Annotated in this window: 15 protein-coding genes; 13 read left to right on the forward strand and 2 right to left on the reverse strand. The window is 66.6% G+C overall.

Translation table 11 applies throughout. The features are described 5' to 3' along the window. Positions 1-92: 92 nt before the first annotated feature. The gene (locus tag AC3WTE_RS17970) at positions 93-1,892 is read left to right on the forward strand and encodes an HNH endonuclease signature motif containing protein (protein WP_492439548.1); all 1,800 of its coding nucleotides are present in this window, start codon (positions 93-95) and stop codon (positions 1,890-1,892) included. Between the two features lie 197 nt (positions 1,893-2,089). Here AC3WTE_RS17970 and dctA read toward each other — a convergent pair whose 3' ends face one another. Then, a complete protein-coding gene (gene dctA, locus AC3WTE_RS17975; RefSeq protein ID WP_492439549.1) occupies positions 2,090-3,448 on the reverse strand; it encodes a C4-dicarboxylate transporter DctA in 1,359 nt (452 codons plus the stop codon). Positions 3,449-3,546: 98 nt separating this feature from the next. Here dctA and AC3WTE_RS17980 point away from each other — a divergent pair, with 98 nt between their 5' ends. The 7 genes from AC3WTE_RS17980 to secA all read left to right on the forward strand — a co-directional run bounded on the left by AC3WTE_RS17980 (position 3,547) and on the right by secA (position 12,957). Beyond that, positions 3,547-4,176, forward strand: a complete 630-nt coding sequence (locus AC3WTE_RS17980) for a dTMP kinase (RefSeq protein ID WP_492439551.1) — start codon at positions 3,547-3,549, stop codon at positions 4,174-4,176. Between the two features lie 87 nt (positions 4,177-4,263). After that, complete coding sequence (mtrA, locus tag AC3WTE_RS17985) at positions 4,264-4,950, forward strand: two-component system response regulator MtrA (protein WP_020102929.1); 687 nt, start codon at positions 4,264-4,266, stop codon at positions 4,948-4,950. Between the two features lie 43 nt (positions 4,951-4,993). Next, on the forward strand, positions 4,994-6,646 hold the full coding sequence (gene mtrB, locus AC3WTE_RS17990; RefSeq protein WP_459366266.1) for an MtrAB system histidine kinase MtrB: 1,653 nt from the start codon (positions 4,994-4,996) through the stop codon (positions 6,644-6,646). Between the two features lie 8 nt (positions 6,647-6,654). Continuing rightward, positions 6,655-8,403, forward strand: a complete 1,749-nt coding sequence (gene lpqB / locus AC3WTE_RS17995; protein WP_492439595.1) for an MtrAB system accessory lipoprotein LpqB — start codon at positions 6,655-6,657, stop codon at positions 8,401-8,403. Between the two features lie 48 nt (positions 8,404-8,451). After that, positions 8,452-9,081 carry a ComF family protein gene (locus AC3WTE_RS18000; RefSeq protein ID WP_492439554.1) on the forward strand — a complete coding sequence of 210 codons (630 nt, stop codon included), beginning with the start codon at positions 8,452-8,454 and terminating at the stop codon, positions 9,079-9,081. Positions 9,082-9,424: 343 nt separating this feature from the next. Then, a complete protein-coding gene (gene hpf / locus AC3WTE_RS18005; RefSeq protein WP_492439597.1) occupies positions 9,425-10,057 on the forward strand; it encodes a ribosome hibernation-promoting factor, HPF/YfiA family in 633 nt (210 codons plus the stop codon). Between the two features lie 131 nt (positions 10,058-10,188). Further along, the gene (secA, locus tag AC3WTE_RS18010; protein ID WP_492439556.1) at positions 10,189-12,957 is read left to right on the forward strand and encodes a preprotein translocase subunit SecA; all 2,769 of its coding nucleotides are present in this window, start codon (positions 10,189-10,191) and stop codon (positions 12,955-12,957) included. 7 nt (positions 12,958-12,964) lie between these two features. Here secA and AC3WTE_RS18015 read toward each other — a convergent pair whose 3' ends face one another. Continuing rightward, positions 12,965-13,453, reverse strand: coding sequence for an Rv3235 family protein (locus AC3WTE_RS18015; protein WP_492439558.1), 489 nt, complete (start codon positions 13,451-13,453; stop codon positions 12,965-12,967). Positions 13,454-13,649: 196 nt separating this feature from the next. On the opposite strand from AC3WTE_RS18015, the gene AC3WTE_RS18020 reads away from it, so the two are divergent. The 5 genes from AC3WTE_RS18020 to AC3WTE_RS18040 all read left to right on the forward strand — a co-directional run bounded on the left by AC3WTE_RS18020 (position 13,650) and on the right by AC3WTE_RS18040 (position 18,996). Continuing rightward, a complete protein-coding gene (locus AC3WTE_RS18020) occupies positions 13,650-15,062 on the forward strand; it encodes a WS/DGAT/MGAT family O-acyltransferase (protein WP_492439560.1) in 1,413 nt (470 codons plus the stop codon). Then, positions 15,062-15,892 carry a polyphosphate kinase 2 gene (ppk2, locus tag AC3WTE_RS18025; RefSeq protein ID WP_492439562.1) on the forward strand — a complete coding sequence of 277 codons (831 nt, stop codon included), beginning with the start codon at positions 15,062-15,064 and terminating at the stop codon, positions 15,890-15,892. Before AC3WTE_RS18020 ends, ppk2 begins: the two co-directional genes overlap by 1 nt. 6 nt (positions 15,893-15,898) lie before the next feature. Beyond that, the gene (locus tag AC3WTE_RS18030) at positions 15,899-16,417 is read left to right on the forward strand and encodes a DUF6912 family protein (protein ID WP_492439599.1); all 519 of its coding nucleotides are present in this window, start codon (positions 15,899-15,901) and stop codon (positions 16,415-16,417) included. An 86-nt stretch (positions 16,418-16,503) separates the two neighbouring features. Further along, complete coding sequence (locus tag AC3WTE_RS18035; RefSeq protein WP_459366257.1) at positions 16,504-17,646, forward strand: ferredoxin reductase; 1,143 nt, start codon at positions 16,504-16,506, stop codon at positions 17,644-17,646. A 93-nt stretch (positions 17,647-17,739) separates the two neighbouring features. Further along, positions 17,740-18,996 (forward strand): fatty acid desaturase family protein, encoded by a 1,257-nt coding sequence (locus tag AC3WTE_RS18040; protein ID WP_492439564.1) that lies wholly within the window; start codon positions 17,740-17,742, stop codon positions 18,994-18,996. Positions 18,997-19,113 lie beyond the last annotated feature (117 nt).

Consider the following 19,113-nt stretch of genomic DNA (forward strand, 5'->3'; position numbering starts at 1 on the left):
GATTTATCCACAGAGCACGATTCATTCACAATCTGTGCCTGCCAGAAAGTTTGAAGCAGTATGAAGCAGTAGATCGGAGTAGACTCGAACACATGTTCGAGCATGTGGGCGTTGATGGCACGGGGGTTCTCGTGCACGACGTCTCTGTGGTCGACTCTATGGTCCACTACGCGCGGGTGTCGAACATCGCTGAGTGCGGGAAATTCCGGGCCATCGCAGATCTGGCGATGTTGCGTGTCGATGACCAAGGTGGCCGGCAGTGGTGGGCCTGCGATGGGTGGGATGCCGCGGTCGCCGAGGTTGGTGCGGCGCTGGGGATCGGGAAGCGTGAAGCGTCGGGGCAGTTGTCGATGGCTGTCGCGTTGCGGTTCCGGTTGCCGAAGGTGGCGGCGGTGTTCGCCGACGGTGGGGTGTCGGCGCGGACGGTGGGCACGATCTGTTGGCGCACCCGTCTGGTGGAGGACCCCAACACCCTGGCGGTCATTGATGCCGCGTTGGCGGGGGCGTTGTGTGAGTGGGTGGGGTTGTCGCGCAAGAAGATTGAGAAGAAGATCGACGGCTGGGTGCAGAAGTTCGATCCGGCCGCGGTGCTGAAGGTCCGCTCGGCAGCCCGGCGCCGTGGGGTCGGGGTGGGCAAGCCTGATGATGAGACCGGGGTGGCGTCCATTTGGGGTGCGCTGTTGGCCACCGATGCCGAGCTGTTGGATCGGGTGCTGACCGAGATGGCCCGGCAAGTGTGCGCGGGCGATCCGCGCACGTTCGCCCAGCGCCGCGCCGATGCGCTGGGGGTGCTGGCGGCCCGGGGCGACCGGTTGGCCTGCCAATGCGGTGCCCCAGACTGCCCGGCCGCCGGCCCTGACGCCCGGGCCACCGCGGTGGTGATTCACGTGCTCACCGATGCGTTGCCGGCGCCGGTGGCTGATCCGCTGCTCGGCGGGGATCTGGCCGCGCCCCTGACCGCACCGGCGCCTGAGCCGATGCCGGAACCTGCACCCCAGCCTGAGCTGGTGGATCAGGTCGTGCCCGAGATGGCGCCCATGCCAGTGCCGGCCGCCACGACCACGCACACTGCGGCCCCGGCGTCCGCACCGTTGAGCAACACCGCGCCCGAGCCAGTTACGTCACCTGCGCGGCCTCCTGCTCCGGTGCGCACCCCGGTCGGCTATATCCTCGGCGGCGGTGTGGTGCCGCCAACGATGCTGGCTGACCTGGTGGCTCGCGGCGCCAAGGTCCGCACCGTCGCTTCGGCCACCGATCTGGGTAGGGTGCCGCGGTACCGGCCGTCGGCCGCGATGGACGAATTCGTCCGCATGCGGGCCATGGCGTGCATGTTCCCCGGCTGCGATCATCCCGCCACCACCAGCGACATCGACCACACCATCCCCTGGCCGGCGGGGCCGACGCATCCGGGCAACCTGAGCCCCAAGTGCCGCAAGCACCACTTACTGAAAACTTTTTACGGCGGCCCCGGCGGCTGGCAGGACCGACAACAAGCTGACGGGGCAATTGTGTGGACGGCGCCCACCGGCCACACGTATATCAGCGTGCCTGGAAGTCGAATCCTGTTCCCGCACAAGGTGACCGACACACCGCTACCGGACGGCCCGCCACCGGACGACACCGATCTGGACACCACACCGGCGCCCGGCCGGGGCGTCATGATGCCCGTCCGGCGCCGCACGCGCGCCCAGAACGTGGCGGAGCAGATCGCCTACGAACGCGCCCTCAACGAAGCCGAGCTGCGAGAGATAGCGGCCGCGCAAGAAGCCGCCGCCCGCCAACGTAAAGAACGCGAAGAGCGCGAAGCCGCCCGCCAGGCCGAAGAACAACAGCAATCGCAGGAGACGACCGAACACCCGCCCGCGGACAGTGACATCCCACCACCACTGTGAGTGGCGCATGAATACCCCTGAAAAAGCAAGACTTTCAGGGGTATTCAGGTATGGGAATGCCGACGGGGATCCTTTGTCAGCCGAATTCCACGCCCGATATTCAGATGGGTGCCCGCGCATTTGGTCGCTACGCCGTAGCCGAACTCAAACCTGCCCACGCGGACAAGTCGGCGGACAGATCCTGAGCTGTATATCGATCAGGTGGCCTGCATGGGGTCAGGGTCGTCGAGCGGGGGAACTTCTTGGCCGTCGAGGACCTTGCGCAGACGGTCTTTGTCGAGCTGTCCCTCCCAAGCGGCCACCACGAACGTCGCGACGCAGTTGCCCAGGAGGTTCACCGTGACGCGCATCGAGTCCATGATGCGGTCGGCGCCCAGGAGTAGCGCTACCGCGGCGACCGGGATGGACCCGTGGCCGATGGCGGCGACGGTCGCTGACAGGGCGAGGAATGACGAGCCGGGAACTCCGGCCATGCCCTTCGATGTCAGCATCAGCACCAGCACCGCGGTGATCTGCTCACCAACGCTCAGGTTCACGCCCAATGCCTGGGCCAGGAACAGCACACAGATCGAGAGGTAGAGAGTCGCTCCGTCGAGATTGAACGAGTAGCCGGTCGGCACCACCAGACCTGTCGTGGTGCGTGAACAACCGGCATTGGTCAGCTTGGACATGATCCGCGGCAACACGACCTCGGTGGAAGCGGTGCCCAGGGCAAGGAACAACTCATCCTTGATGTAGACCAAGAATCTGTACAGGTTGACCCCGGCGAAGACCTTTGCAACGACCCCGAGGACCAAGATGAAGAGGACGGCGGCGAGATAGCAAGCGCCGATCAGCTTGGCGAAACTCCCCAGGGAGCCGATGCCGTACTGGCCGATGATGTAGGCCATTGCCCCGAATGCGCCGATCGGCGCAAGTCGCATCACCCAGCCGATGACGGTGAAGAACAGGTGGCTCAGATGGTCGACGATTTCGAGGACGACGGGCGGGCCCTTCTCGCCGAACTTTGCCAACGCCAGCCCGAACAAGACGGCGAAGAACAGCACCTGGAGCAGATTGTTCTCGGTGAACGCCTTGAACACCGACTCCGGGATGATGTTCAGCAGAAAATCGGCGGTGTGCGGCAATTCCTTGTTCTGCGTCTTCTTCGCGATTGCGTCGGCCCCGGTCGCCAGGGTGGCGGCGTCGACATGGAAACCTGCCCCGGGTTTGACGACGTTGCCGATCACCAGACCGAAGAGCAGCGCGAAGGTGGTCACCACCTCGAAGTAGATCAACGCTTTCACGCCGATTCGGCCGACTGATTTGAGATCACCGACGTGCGCGATTCCCAGCACGACGGTGCAGAAGATGATCGGCGCGATCAGCATTTTGATCAGCTTTATGAAGCCGTCGGCGAACGGCTTGAGGTCGGCGCCGACTTTCGGCTGCAACCAGCCGACCAAGATCCCGGCGATGATCGCGACGAGCAGTTGCACGAAGAGCGACGTGTACCAAGGTGCCTTGGTGGCGAGTCGGATCATCTCGCTTTTGGGTGGTTCGATCTTGGTCGCCATCGCGCGAAAGTACTGATCCGCCGTCACCGCACGATTTCTGCGATGTTTCTGCGAGGTCGCGCAACAGATATATCGGATTGAGCAATTAGTCTCGCCACGTGCTGATCGCAATCGAAGGCGTGGACGGTGCAGGAAAGAACACTCTGACCCAAGGGTTGCGGGCGCAGTTCGAGGCCCGCGGCAAGTCGGTGACCTCTGTGGCGTTCCCGCGGTACGGCCGTTCGGTCGAGGCGGACATCGCTGCCGAGGCGCTGCACGGCCGCCACGGGGATCTCGCCGACTCGGTGTATGCCATGGCGATGCTGTTCGCGCTCGACCGCGCGGGCGCCAAGGCTGAGATCGCAGCGATGAACGACGCGCATGATGTTGTGATCCTGGATCGGTACGTCGCTTCCAACGCCGCGTACAGCGCGGCGCGGCTGCATCAGGACGCGGACGGCGACGTCGTGGCCTGGGTGCGGCAGCTGGAGTTCGAGCGGTTGGCGTTGCCGGTGCCGGACTGGCAGCTCTATCTGAACGTGCCGACCGGCCTCGCCGCGGAAAGGGCGGCGCGCCGGGAAGCTCAGGACGCCGCCCGGACTCGGGACGCCTACGAGCGCGACGGGGGTCTGCAAGACCGCACAGCTGCGGTTTACACCGCGCTGGCGGCTGAAAATTGGGTCGGCCGTTGGGCTTTGGTCGCTCCGGACGTGGACCCGGGGGAGTTGGCCACGACGCTGCTGGGCTGATCCGGTCGGGTCGTTTACCGGCGAGTTGTCAGGCAAGTGGCAAAACACCCATCGGAGATCACGGCTTTATCGCGATCTGGTGACACCATGGACGCCATGAGGCAACGCATTCTGGTCGTCGACGACGACCCATCTCTGGCCGAGATGCTCACCATCGTGCTGCGGGGCGAAGGCTTCGACACCGCCGTCATCGGTGACGGCAGCCAGGCGCTGACTGCGGTCCGTGAGCTGCGCCCCGATCTGGTGCTGTTGGACCTCATGCTGCCTGGGATGAACGGCATCGACGTGTGCCGTGTGCTGCGCGCCGACTCGGGCGTGCCGATCGTCATGCTGACCGCCAAGACTGACACGGTCGACGTGGTCCTGGGCCTGGAGTCCGGCGCCGACGACTACGTCATGAAGCCGTTCAAGCCGAAGGAGCTGGTGGCGCGGGTGCGGGCGCGGTTGCGCCGCAACGACGATGAGCCGGCAGAGATGCTGTCCATCGCCGACGTCGACATCGACGTGCCGGCCCACAAGGTGACCCGTCAGGGTGAGCAGATATCGCTGACGCCGCTGGAGTTCGACCTGCTTGTCGCACTCGCCCGGAAGCCGCGTCAGGTCTTTACTCGTGATGTGCTGCTCGAACAGGTGTGGGGTTACCGGCACCCGGCCGACACCCGCCTGGTGAACGTCCACGTGCAGCGGCTGCGGGCCAAGGTCGAGAAGGACCCGGAGAACCCGCAGGTGGTGCTGACCGTTCGAGGAGTGGGATACAAGGCCGGACCGCCGTGATCGGACGGCTCGTCGAGCCCGAGCCCGTGACCGCAGGGCGCCGGTGATCTGGGGATCCCGACGCCGTATCCGTGGCGGTTTCGGCTCGGGCGCTTTCGTGCGCGGGTTGGGTGCCGTCGGCCGGGTGGTCGGTTACGCCTGGCGCCGCTCGCTGCAACTGCGTGTGGTGTCCCTGACGCTGGGGTTGTCGCTCGCCGTCATCCTGGTGCTGGGTTTCGTGCTGACCAGTCAGATCACCGACCGCATCCTGGAAGCCAAGGTCCGCGCCGGTACCGAGGAGATCGAGCACGCCCGCACCACCGTGAGCGGCATCGTCGGTGGCGAGGAGACGCGCTCGCTGAACAGCAGCCTGCAGTTGGCGCGCAACACCCTCATCGACCGCAAGGTCGATTCGGGCTCACGCCTGGCCGGCGCGTTCGACGCCGTGCTCGTGGTCCCCGGCGACGGTCCGCGCGCAGCCACGTCGGCCGGGCCGGTGGGGGAGATCCCGAACTCGCTGCGCGACTTCGTCAAGGCCGGCCAGGTCAGTTACCAGTACGCCACCGTCCACACCGACGGCTTCTCCGGTCCGGCGTTGATCGTCGGCAGCCCGACGTCGTCGCAGGTCACCAATCTCGAGCTCTACCTGATCTTTCCGCTGAGCAACGAAGAGAGCACCATCGCGCTGGTCCGTGGCACCATGGCCACCGGTGGCATCGTGCTGCTGGGTCTGCTCGCGGCCATCGCGCTGCTGGTGGCCCGGCAGATCGTCTTGCCGGTGCGCTCGGCGTCGCGCATCGCCGAGCGGTTCGCCGAGGGCCACCTCACCGAGCGCATGCCCGTACGCGGCGAGGATGACATGGCGCGCCTGGCGGTGTCGTTCAACGACATGGCCGAAAGCCTGCACAAACAGATCACCCAGCTCGAAGAGTTCGGAAACCTGCAGCGCCGCTTCACCTCGGACGTCAGCCACGAACTGCGGACGCCGCTCACCACGGTGCGGATGGCCGCGGACCTGATTTACGACCACAGTGAGGAACTGGACCCGGCGCTGCGCCGCTCGACCGAGTTGATGGTCAACGAACTCGACCGCTTCGAGACGCTGCTGGCCGACCTGCTGGAGATCTCCCGGCACGACGCAGGCGTGGCCGAGCTGTCGGTGGAGTCGGTCGACCTGCGCGACACCGTGCAGAGCGCGCTGGACAACGTCGGGCACCTGGCCGACGACGCGAACATCAAACTCGCCGTGCATCTTCCGGACGAGGCCGTCATCGCCGAGGTGGATCCGCGCCGGGTGGAGCGCATCCTGCGCAACCTGATCGCCAACGCGATCGACCACGCCGAGAAGAAACCCGTCCAGATCAAGATGGCCGCCGATGTGGATACCGTGGCAGTGACGGTCCGCGATTTCGGCGTGGGTCTGCGACCCGGCGAGGAGAAAATGGTGTTCAGCCGGTTCTGGCGGTCCGACCCCTCGCGGGTGCGGCGCTCCGGCGGCACCGGCCTCGGCCTGGCCATCAGCATCGAGGACGCCCGCCTGCACCAGGGCCGGCTGGAGGCCTGGGGCGAACCGGGTCACGGCGCCTGCTTCCGGCTCACGCTGCCGCTGGTGCGTGGCCACAAGGTGACCACCAGCCCGTTGCCGCTCAAACCCACTGGGCCCAAATCGGTTACGGCCCTCTCGTCCGGTGAACTGCCGGCCGGGGAGTCCTCGTGAAAGGGGCGTTGGCGGTCTGTGCGGTGCTGCTGATGGTCCTGACCGGATGCGCCGGCGTCCCCAACTCGTCCGCACCGCAAGCCGTGGGCACCGTCGACCGGCCGGCACCGCGCAACCTGCCGACACCGTCTCCCGGCATGGACCCCGACCTGCTGCTGCGCGAATTCCTCAAGGCCACCGCCGATCCCGCGAACCGGCACCTCGCCGCGCGCCAGTTCCTGACCGAATCAGCGTCGCGCTCGTGGGACGACGCCGGTAGCGCGCTGCTGATCGACCGCGTCGTGTTCGTGGAAACCCGCGGCACCGACAAGGTTTCGGTGACCATGCACGCTGACATCCTGGGCTCGCTGTCGGACGTCGGCGTCTTCGAGACGGGGGAGGGCGCGCTGCCCGATCCGGGTCCCATCGACCTGGTGAAGACGCCGCGAGGGTGGCGTATCGACAAGCTGCCCAACGGGGTGTTCCTGGACTGGCAGCAGTTCCAGTCCACCTACAAACGGGACACGCTCTATTTCGTCGACCCGACCGGCAAGACCGTCGTGCCCGACCCGCGCTACGTCGCGGTGTCCGATCCCGACCAGCTGGCCACCGAACTCGTCACCAAGCTGCTTTCCGGGCCGCGGGCCGAGATGGCCGGCAGCGTGCGGAATCTGATGGCCGCGCCGCTGCGGCTGCGCGGCCCGGTGACCCGCGCCGATGGCGGCAAGACCGGCGTCGGGCGGGGGTACGGCGGCGCCCGCATCGAGCTGGAGAGCTTGTCGACGACCGACCCGCACAGCCGGCAACTGCTTGCGGCGCAGATCATCTGGACGCTGTTCCGGGCCGGGGTCAACGGTCCGTACGTGATCAACGCCGACGGTGCCGCCCTCGACGACCGGTTCGCCGAAGGCTGGAACACCTCCGACGTCGCGGCGACCGATCCGGGTGCCGATCCGGGCGCTGCGGCGGGCCTGCATGCCCTGGTGGGTGGCTCGCTGGTGTCCCTGGAAGGCGAGGGTGCACCGCGGGTCGCCGGGGCCTTCGGGCAACTGCCCGGGCAGACCTCGGCCGCGCTGTCCCGTAGCGGGCAGGAGGTCGCCTCGGTGGTGACGTTGCGTCCGGGTGCCCCCGACATGGCGCAGTCGCTGTGGGTGGGCCCGGTCACCGGTGACGCCGCGCAGGCGCTCGACGCGCACACCCTGTCGCGACCCAGCTGGTCGCTCGACGACGCGATCTGGATCGTGGTCGACGGCGCCAACGTCGTCCGGGCCATCCAGGAAGCGGCGTCGGGCCAGCCCGCGCGTATCCCCGTGGATTCCTCGGCCGTGGCCACCAAGTTCCCCGGCCCGATCAGCGGGCTGCAGCTGTCCCGCGACGCCACCAGGGCCGCGATGGTGATCAACGGCCAGGTGATCCTGGCGAGCGTCGAGCAGGGTCCGGGCGGTCAGCTCGCGCTGACGTACCCGCGCCGGCTCGGGTACGGCCTGGGCAACACGGCGCTGGCGCTGTCGTGGCGCACCGGTGACGACATCGTGGTGACGCGTACCGACGGGGCGCATCCGGTGTCGTACGTCAACCTCGACGGCGTGAACTCCGACGGGCCCACGCGGAATCTGGCGGTCCCGGTGTCCACGGTGGCGGCCAACACCTCGACCGTGTACCTCGCCGACCAGCGCGGCGTCCTGCAGCTGTCGGGTTCGGCAGCGGACAACAACCTGATGTGGACCGATATCCGGCCGCTCATGGTCGCCGGCGCGCTGCCGGTGCTGCCGGGCTGAATCGGCCGCTGAGTCTGCGCTGTCGTACCCCCGCGGCATGCTGACGTCATGCTCGACCTCGTCCTGCCCGTCGAATGCGGTGGCTGCGGTGCGCCATCGACCCGCTGGTGTCATGCCTGCGCGACGGAACTGACCGTCCGCCCCGACGAGCCGCACGTGATCACGCCGCGCGAGGATCCCGGGGTGCCGGTCTTCGCGCTCGGGCGTTACGCCGGGGCCAGAAGGCGCGCGGTCGTGGCGCTCAAAGAACATGGGCGCACGGACCTCGTGGCGCCGCTGGCCGGTGCGGTGGCCGCGGCACTGCACACCTTGATCACCTGGGGCCTGATCGTGCCGCCGCTGACGGTGGTGCCCGCGCCGACCCGGAGCCTGGCCGCCCGGCGCCGTGGCGGTGACCCCGTGGCGAAGATCGCCCGCGCGGCGGCTGCGGCCCTGCCGGGAGTGACGGTCCGGCCCGCGCTGGCGATGCGGGCCTTCACTCGCGACTCCGTCGGCCTGTCCAGTGCGCAGCGACAACGCAACATCAACGGCCGGGTCCGGCAGCGGGCACCGGTGCGCGGAGAGGTCGTGGTGTTCGACGATGTGGTGACGACGGGCGCGACTGCGGCCGAGTCGATTCGGGTCCTGCAAACATCCGGAGCCCAGGTTTCCGCGGTGCTCGCAATAGCACACGCCTGAGCTTCGAGGCGGTAGGACACGGCCGGGAGACCACCTACATCAACTCGATATGAAGTTCTCAAAACCGGTATGCGAAATCAGTGGCACGACTAGGTGAACTCGGACTACCGTCGGCTGCAACCACCCGTGAAGCCTCACGGCGGTACCGGCATATTCACTCGGTACCAAATCGCTGACAGCGGTAGGAGGTGAGTACTCAACACCTTGCGCCGGGCTGCGGCGACTTGCAGACCCGCTCGGCGCGTAGTTCAGACCGTGTGCAAGAAGAGTCACACGTGCACTGCGAGAGAGAAGCGAGTTGCTAAGCATGACAACCCAATCCGTGGATTCCGCCCGCTCGACCATGTTTGCCGACGACACCGAGCCTGTGCCCGAGCCGCACGCCGACGTCGTCGTCAAGGGCCGCAACGTCGAGGTCCCCGAACACTTCCGCATCTACGTTTCCGAGAAGCTCTCCCGGTTGGAGCGTTTCGATCGCACCATCTACCTGTTCGACGTCGAACTCGACCACGAGAAGAATCGGCGCCAGCGCAAGAACTGCCAGCATGTCGAGATCACGGCGCGCGGTCGCGGGCCGGTCGTGCGTGGCGAAGGCTGCGCGGACAGTTTCTACGCGGCCCTCGAATCGGCCGTCGGCAAACTCGAGAACCGGCTGCGGCGCAGCAAGGACCGCCGCAAGATTCACTACGGCGACAAGACCCCGGTGAGTCTGGCCGAGGCGACGTCCATCCTCCCGCCTGAGGACCTGCCCGCGGCATCAGGCTCATCGGCCGGCACGGAGCTCGACGACCACATTCCCGGCCAGGTGGTGCGCGTCAAGGAGCACCCGGCCAACCCGATGACGGTCGACGACGCGCTCTACGAGATGGAGCTGGTCGGACATGACTTCTTCCTCTTCCATGACAAGGAGAGCGACCGGCCGACGGTGGTGTACCGCAGACACGCCTACGACTACGGGTTGATCCGCCTGTCCTGACCTTCCACCGATGCGCCCCCGGCCGAACCGCCGGGGGCGCACTTTTATCTGCCGATTCCCCCGGTCACCTACGATGGTCACGTCTAACCAGCTGACGTGTATCCGTTCTCAAGACCCACAGGGGAAATAGCGTGCTGTCGAAGTTGCTCCGCATCGGTGAAGGCCGCATGGTCAAGCGCCTGCAAAAGGTCGCCGACTATGTCAACACCTTGTCCGATGACGTCGAGAAACTGACGGACGACGAGCTGCGCGCCAAGACCGAAGAGTTCAAGAAGCGCATCGCCGAGGGCGAGTCGCTCGACGACCTGCTGCCAGAGGCCTTTGCCGTCGCCCGCGAGGCCGCGTGGCGCGTGCTGGACCAGCGTCACTTCGATGTCCAGGTGATGGGCGGCGCGGCGCTGCACTACGGCAACGTCGCCGAGATGAAGACCGGTGAGGGCAAGACCCTGACCTGTGTGCTCCCGGCCTACCTCAACGCCCTCTCCGGCAAGGGTGTGCACGTCGTCACCGTCAACGACTACCTGGCCAAGCGCGACAGCGAGTGGATGGGTCGCGTGCACCGCTTCCTCGGCCTGGAGGTCGGGGTGATCCTGTCGCAGCTGACGCCGGAGGAGCGTCGCGCCGCGTACAACGCCGACATCACCTACGGCACCAACAACGAGTTCGGCTTCGACTACCTGCGCGACAACATGGCGCACTCGACCGACGACATGGTCCAGCGTGGACACAACTTCGCCATCGTCGACGAGGTCGACTCGATCCTCATCGACGAGGCCCGTACCCCGCTGATCATCTCCGGACCCGCCGACGGCGCGTCGAACTGGTACACCGAGTTCGCGCGCATCGCGCCGCTCATGGAGAAGGACGTCCACTACGAGGTCGACATCCGCAAGCGCACCATCGGTGTGCACGAAGCCGGCGTGGAGTTCGTCGAGAACCAGCTCGGCATCGACAACCTCTACGAGGCCGCCAACTCGCCGCTGGTCAGCTACCTGAACAACGCCATCAAGGCCAAGGAACTGTTCCAGCGGGACAAGGACTACATCGTCCGCGACGGCGAGGTCGTCATCGTCGACGAGTTCACCGGTCGCGTGCTGGTCGGCCGCCGTTACAACGAGGGCATGCACCAGGCCATCGAGGCCAAGGAGCACGTCGAGATCAAGGCCGAGAATCAGACTCTGGCCACCATCACGCTGCAGAACTACTTCCGCCTGTACGACAAGCTCTCCGGCATGACGGGTACCGCGGAGACCGAGGCCGCTGAGCTGCATGAGATCTACAAGCTCGGCGTGGTACAGATTCCCACCAACCGGCCCATGATCCGCCAGGACCAGTCCGACCTCATCTACAAGACCGAAGAGGCCAAGTACATCGCCGTCGTCGACGACGTGCAGGAGCGCTACGAGAAGGGCCAGCCGGTCCTGATCGGTACCACCAGCGTGGAGCGCTCGGAGTACCTGTCCAAGCAGTTCACCAAGCGCCGCATCCCGCACAACGTGCTCAACGCCAAGTACCACGAGCAGGAGGCGAGCATCATCGCCGAGGCGGGCCGGCTCAAGGCCGTCACCGTCGCCACCAACATGGCCGGCCGCGGTACCGACATCGTGTTGGGCGGCAACGTCGACTTCATCGCCGACGCCCGCCTGCGTAAGCGCGGTCTGGACCCCGTCGAGACGCCCGAAGAGTACGAAGCGGCCTGGCACCAGGAGCTGCCGAAGGTCAAGCAGCTGGTCGAGGAAGAGGCCAAGAAGGTCCGCGAGGTCGGTGGCCTCTACGTGCTGGGCACCGAACGCCACGAGTCCCGTCGTATCGACAACCAGCTCCGTGGCCGGTCCGGCCGTCAGGGCGACCCCGGTGAGTCGCGGTTCTTCCTGTCACTGTCCGACGAGCTGATGCGCCGCTTCAACGGCGCCACCCTCGAGGCGCTGCTGACCCGGCTGAACCTGCCGGACGACGTGCCGATCGAGGCCAAGATGGTGACCCGCGCGATCAAGAGCGCGCAGACCCAGGTCGAAGGACAGAACTTCGAGGTCCGCAAGAACGTCCTCAAGTACGACGAGGTGATGAACCAGCAGCGCAAGGTCATCTACCGCGAGCGCAAGATGATCCTCGAGGGCGAGGACGTCCAGGAAACAGCCCACAACATGCTGGTCGACGTCGTCACCGCGTACGTCGACGGCGCCACCTCCGAGGGTTATGCCGAGGACTGGGACCTGGCGAAGTTGTGGGATGCGCTCAAGACGTTGTACCCGGTGGGCCTGGACTACCACGACCTGGTCGACTCCGACGCCGTCGGCGAGCCGGGCGAGCTGACGCAGGAGGAGCTGCGCAACGCGCTGATCGCCGATGCCGAGAAGGCCTACGCCAAGCGGGAAGCCGATCTGGAGGCCATCGCCGGCCCGGGTGCCATGCGGCAGCTGGAGCGCAGCGTGCTGCTCAACGTCATCGACCGCAAGTGGCGTGAGCACCTCTACGAGATGGACTACCTCAAGGAGGGCATCGGCCTGCGTGCCATGGCGCAGCGCGACCCGTTGGTCGAGTACCAGCGCGAGGGTTTCGACATGTTCACGGGCATGCTCGAAGGGCTGAAGGAAGAGTCGGTCGGCTTCCTGTTCAACGTGCAGGTCGAGGCGCAGCAGGCGCCGCAGGTGGCGCCGGTCGCCGCACCGCAGGGGCTGGCGCAGTTCGCCGCCGAGGCCGAGCAGAACGCCGCGGCCGAGCCGGCCGCACCGGCAGCGTTGCGCGCCAAGGGAATTGAGGACAAGGCCCCGGCCATGACCTACAGCGGTCCGGCCGAGGACGGCTCTGCGGAGGTTCGTCGGGAAGGCGGCCGGCACGCCGCCGGACCGGGTTCCCGCCGGGAACGTCGTGAGGCCGCGCGCAAGCAGAAGCGGCGCTAACCACTCGCTAGCCCAGCTGTAGGGCCACGAATTGCCAACGCCCGCCGAGGATTTCGATCCGGCCGGCGGCGGCGTGCAGTCGTGGCCCGCGGCTGAAGGTGGCGAACACCTCGACGGCCGTGGCCAGCCCGTCCTGTTCGCGGGCGGTGCGGAGCCGTACCCGCCGCAGTACGGCCGCGCCCTCGTTCCGGGGGTGACGGGGCCAGGACGACATGGCGTCGAACAGTGTTGCGGTCACCAGTGGACGCAGCTGCGCCGTCGGACGGCGCCGGTCGCTGACCTCCAGAACCCGGCGCAGCGCGGTATCGGCGAACACCAGCGCGGCCGTGGGCGGCGCGGCCTCGAGCTGGTATGCGACAGCGGATTCGGTGGCCGGATCGGACACCACGTGCAGCCGGTTGATCGCACGAACCGTCGTTCCCGTCGCGTCCGGCGGCGGCTCGTAGTCGACGATCGGTGCCGTCAGCTCGATGTCGATGCGGGTCGATGCGGTCATGAGATCTCTCCAGCGGTCGGTCAGGGGTGTGACGCATCTGCTGGAGAGTTGCAGACCGCTAAATCATCGCACCGGTTCCACCTGGCGCTCGACGCCAATTCGCCGATCCGGTGCTGCGGGGCACAGGTCACGGGGATACCGTGACGGGGTCGTTCAGGAGTTTGTGCCTGGCCGGTGACAAGGAGGAGCGGGCTGCATGGTGACCCGGTTGTCGGCGTCAGACGCGTCGTTCTTCGGGCTGGAAGACTCATCGACACCCATGTATGTCGGGACGCTGTCGATCCTGCGGCGGCCGCGGGCCGGCCTGAGCTACGAGACGTTGTTGGCGACCGTCGAGGCCAGACTCCCGCAGATTCCGCGCTACCGGCAGAAGGTCCGCGAGGTCACGCTCGGCCTGGCCCGGCCGGTCTGGGTCGACGACCGCGACTTCGACATCACCTACCACATCAGGCGTTCGGCGCTGCCGTCTCCGGGCAGTGATGCCCAGCTTCACGATCTGGTGGCCCGACTGGGGTCACGGCCCCTGGACAAGACCCGGCCGCTGTGGGAGATGTGCCTGGTGGAGGGACTCTCCGGCAACCGCCTCGCCATCTACACCAAGACGCACCAAGCCCTCGTCAACGGCATGACGGCGCTGGAGGTCGGGCACGTCATCGCCGACCGGACCCAGAAGCCGCCCGAGTTCGGAGAGGACATCTGGATTCCGGGTCGCGAGCCCAGCGACGTCTCCCTGCTGCTGGGTGCCATCGGGGAGTGGATCACCCGGCCGACGGCGCAGTTGGCCGCCGTCCAGTCGGCGGCCGCGGACATGATCTCGAGCACCGAGCAGTTCGTCGAGGCCGGCCGGCGCGTCATCGACATGGCCCGCACGATGGTGCGCGGTACCGCCCCGAACAGCCCGCTCAATGCCACGGTGTCGCGCAACCGGCGCTTCACCGTGGCCAAGCACGAACTCGAGGAGTACCGCCAGCTGCGGACTCGCTTCGACTGCGACGTCAACGATGTCGTGCTGGCGGTGGTGACCGGTGCGCTGCGCAACTGGCTGATGTCGCGCGGCCAGTCGGTGTCGACGGGCATGACCGTCCGGGCCATGGCGCCCATGTCGGTGTACCCCGAAACCGACCACCTGGAGACCGCCGGTCCGGGCCAGGCGATCAGTGAGGTGACGCCCTTCCTGGTGGACCTGCCCGTGGGCGAGAACAACGCGCTGGTCCGGCTGTCCCAGATCGCGCACGCCACCGAGACCCAGGCCACCACGACCACTCCGGTCGACGCGCGCACCATCGTCACGCTGTCGGGTTTCGCGCCACCGACGCTGCACGCCATGGGCACCCGGGTCGCGACGAGTTTCCCGGCGCGCCAGTTCAACCTGTTGATCACCAACGTGCCGGGCGCCCAGAAGCAGATGTACGTGGCGGGCACCAAGCTGCTGGACACTTACGCGGTCCCGCCGCTGTTGAACAACCAGGTGCTGGCGCTCGGCATCACGTCGTACAACGGGAGTCTCTACTACGGCATCAACGCCGACCGTGAGGCCATGAGCGACGTCGACGTATTCCCGAGCCTCCTGCGCGAGGCGCTCGACGAGCTGAGAGAGGCGGCACGCTGATGGTGTCCAAGAAGGCCCGCAAGATCCCGAACGACGTCTACGCCGCCGAGATTTTCCGGCTGCAGACCGAGCTGGTGAAACTGCAGGAGTGGGTTCGTGCCACCGGCGCACGCATCGTGATCGTCTTCGAGGGCCGCGATGCCGCGGGTAAGGGCGGCACCATCAAGCGCGTCACCGAATACTTGAGTCCGCGCATCGCGCGGGTCGCGGCGCTACCCGCGCCGAGTGACCGGGAGCAGGGCGAGTGGTACTACCAGCGCTACGTCGCGCACCTGCCGGCCAAAGGCGAGATCGTGCTGTTCGACCGGTCCTGGTACAACCGGGCCGGCGTGGAGACGGTGATGGGTTTCTGCACCCCGCAGGAACACGAGCTGTTCCTGCAGCAGACCCCGATCTTCGAGCAGATGCTGATCGACGACGGCATCATCCTGCGCAAGTACTGGTTCTCGGTGTCCGATACCGAACAACTCAAGCGGTTCCGGTCCCGCCTCAACGACCCGGTCCGGCAATGGAAGCTGTCGCCGATGGACCTGGAGTCCGTGTACCGCTGGGAGGACTACTCGCGGGCCAAGGATCAGATGATGGTCCACTGCGACACCCCGCAGAGCCCGTGGTTCGTCGTCGAATCCGATATCAAGAAGCACGCGCGGCTCAACATGATCTCGCATCTGCTGTCCACGATCCCGTACACCCCGGTCGAGCATTCGAAGGTGGAGCTGCCCGAACGTCCGGTGGTGAGCGGGACTTACGTCCGGCCGTCGCGCGAGCTCACCACCTATGTGCCAGATCACGTGGCCGAGCTGATGGGCGATCCCGAGAGATCCCTTTAGAGTGCCCTGGTGCGCGTCTACATTCCGGCGACCCTGGCCATGCTCACGCAACTGGTGGCCGACGGGGCGATGCCGGCCCGCAGCGGTACCGCGTTCGCGGTGACGCCGACCCTTCGGGAGGCGTACGCGCACGGCGACGAGGACGAGCTCGGTGAGATCGCGCTCCAGGAGGCGGCGCTGGCCTCACTGCGGCTGCTGGCGGGCGAGGGCGTAGGCGAGGAAGCCGGGCTGCCGCCGCGGCGGGCGGTGCTGGTGGCCCAGGTGGAGGGAGTCGACGGCGTCACCCTCCGCCCTGATCTGGACGACGCGGTGGTGCGGCTGGCCGCACCGGTGGCGCTGGCCGACGTGATCGCGGCGTACGTCGACAACCCGACGGCAGAGCCGGCGGTGCTTGCTGCAGTGGCGGCGGTCGATGCCGCCGACCTCGGCGACGAGGACGCCGAGCTCACGGTCGGAGACGCCCAGGATCATGACCTGGCGTGGTATGCCGCGCAGGAGTTACCGTTTTTGTTGGAGCTGCTGTAGCCCTCGCGCCTGGCTGGCACGGGTAGCTACTTGCGCGTAGGTTACGGTACCGTAGGTTAGGACGACCAACCTGAGCGGGAGTGAACGTGGCCAAGAACACCATCAAAGTTTCGGCCAATGTGGTCGACACGGTGCGGCCCACGGTGGCCGGCGCCAAGGAGCGGCCGGGCTGGCATGCCTTGCGCACGCTCGTCGGCCGGATCACGACGCCGCTGTTGCCGGACGACTACCTCAAGCTGGTCAATCCGCTGTGGTCGGCGCGGGAGCTGCGCGGCAAGGTCGTCGAAGTCCGTCGGGAGACCGAGGATTCGGCGACCCTCGTCATCAAGCCGGGCTGGGGCTTCTCGTTCGATTACCACCCGGGGCAGTACATCGGCATCGGCTTGTTGGTGGACGGCCGCTGGCGGTGGCGCTCGTACTCGCTGACCTCGAGTCCGGTGGAGTCGCGCGGCGACCACACCATCACCATCACGGTGAAGGCCATGCCCGAGGGGTTCCTGTCCACCCACCTGGTCGGTGGCGTGGCACCGGGCACCATCGTGCGGCTGGCGGCGCCGCAGGGCGAGTTCGTCATGCCGGATCCGGCGCCGGGCAAGGTGCTGTTCCTGACCGCCGGCTCGGGCATCACCCCGGTGATGTCCATGCTGCGCACCCTGGCGCGCCGGGACCAGATCACCGACATCGTCCACCTGCATTCGGCTCCGACCGAGGCCGACGTCATCTTCGCCGACGAATTGGCGCAGCTGGCCAAGGATCATCCCAGTTACCAGCTGCGAGTGCGCGCCACCCGTACCGAGGGGCGCTTGGACCTGTCCAAGCTGGACGAGGAAGTCGCCGACTGGCGGACGCGCGAGGCGTGGGCGTGTGGCCCGGAGGCCATGCTCCACGACGCCGAGCGTGAGTACGGCGCGGCCGGGCTCGGGGTGCGGCTGCACCTGGAGCGGTTCGCGGCGTCACGGGCCGCGGTCGAGGGCACCGGCGGTTCGGTGACGTTCGAGCGCAGCGGCAAGACCATCGTCGCCGATGCGGCGACGTCGCTGATGGAAGCCGGTGAACAGGCCGGCGTGCAGATGCCGTTCGGCTGCCGGATGGGCATCTGCCAGTCCTGTGTGGTGGGTTTGCTGGAGGGCCACGCCCGGGATCTGCGGACAGGGGAAGAACGGGAACCCGGAAGCCGGGTGCAGACATGCGTTTCGGCTGCGGCCGGCGACTGTGTGTTGGATATTTAACAACACGGTAGAACTGCGAAATTCAGAATTTGCTGTCTAGTAACCTACGGTTGAGTAGGTTACGCTAGCGTAGGTAATTGGAAGGAGGTCGATATGGCAGTCACTGACGTACCGGAATTCACGCACCTGACCGAAGCTGATATCGAGGCTCTGGGCGTCGAGCTGGACGCGATCCGGCAGGACATCGAAGAATCCCGCGGCGTTCGCGACGCGCGGTACATCCGCCGCACCATCGCGGCACAACGTGCACTCGAAGTGGCCGGCCGTCTGCTGCTGTTGCGCAGCTCGAAGCGGGCGTACTGGTGGGCCGGGACGAGCACCCTGGGCGTGGCCAAGATCATCGAGAACATGGAGATCGGCCACAACGTCATGCACGGCCAGTGGGACTGGATGAACGATCCCGAGATTCACTCCTCGACGTGGGAGTGGGACATGAACGGGGTCTCCAAGCACTGGCGGTTCACCCACAACTTCATGCACCACAAGTACACGAACATCCTGGGGATGGACGACGATGTGGGCTACGGCCTGATCCGCGTCACGCGTGACATCAAGTGGAAGCCTCACCATCTCTTCAACCTCGGGTTCAACACCGTGTTGTCGCTGCTGTTCGAGTGGGGCGTCGGTCTGCAGCACCTGGAGCTCGGCAAGATCTTCAAGGGCCGCGACGACCGCAAGTCCACCATGATCCGGGTGCGAGAGTTCGGCATCAAGGCTGTGCACCAGCTGACCAAGGACTACGTCGCGTACCCCGCGATCACGGCCCTGTCTCCGGGTGCCACGTTCAAGTCGACGATGAAGGCCAACTTCGTGGCCAACCTCATCCGCAACGTGTGGGCCAACGCGGTGATCTTCTGCGGCCATTTCCCCGATGGCGCGGAGAAGTTCACCAAGACCGACATGGTCGGCGAATCCAGGGGTGAGTGGTACCTGCGCCAGATGCTGGGCAGCGCCAACTTCAACTCGGGTCCGGCGCTGGCCTTCATGAGCGGCAATCTGAGCTACCAGATCGAGCATCACCTGTTCCCGGATCTGCCGAGCAATCGGTACGCCGAGATCGCGGTCCGTGTTCGGGCGCTGTGCGAGAAGTACGACCTGCCGTACACCACCGGGAACTTCCTGGTGCAGTACGGCAAGACGTGGCGCACCATCGCGAAGCTGTCGGTGCCGAACAAGTACCTGACCGACACCGTCGACGATGCCCCGGAGACCCGGAGCGAGCGCATGTTCGTCGAGCTCGACGAGAGCTTCGGCGTCGTCGACCCGGCGACCGGCAACAAGCGCGGTCTGAAGACGGCCATCGCGACCGTGCGTAGCCGCCGTCGGGCCAAGCGCGCAGCCGCCGCCTGAGCAGGCTTTCGCGAGCAGGCACAAACTGCCCCTCTTCTCCGGCGGGTTCGCGCGGTCGTCGCAACACTCACGAATGTGAGAGGTTGCGGCGACCGTGTCGTTTTCGGAGGACTGTGT

The organism is Mycobacterium sp. FW102-FHT13B02, from assembly GCF_058790275.1.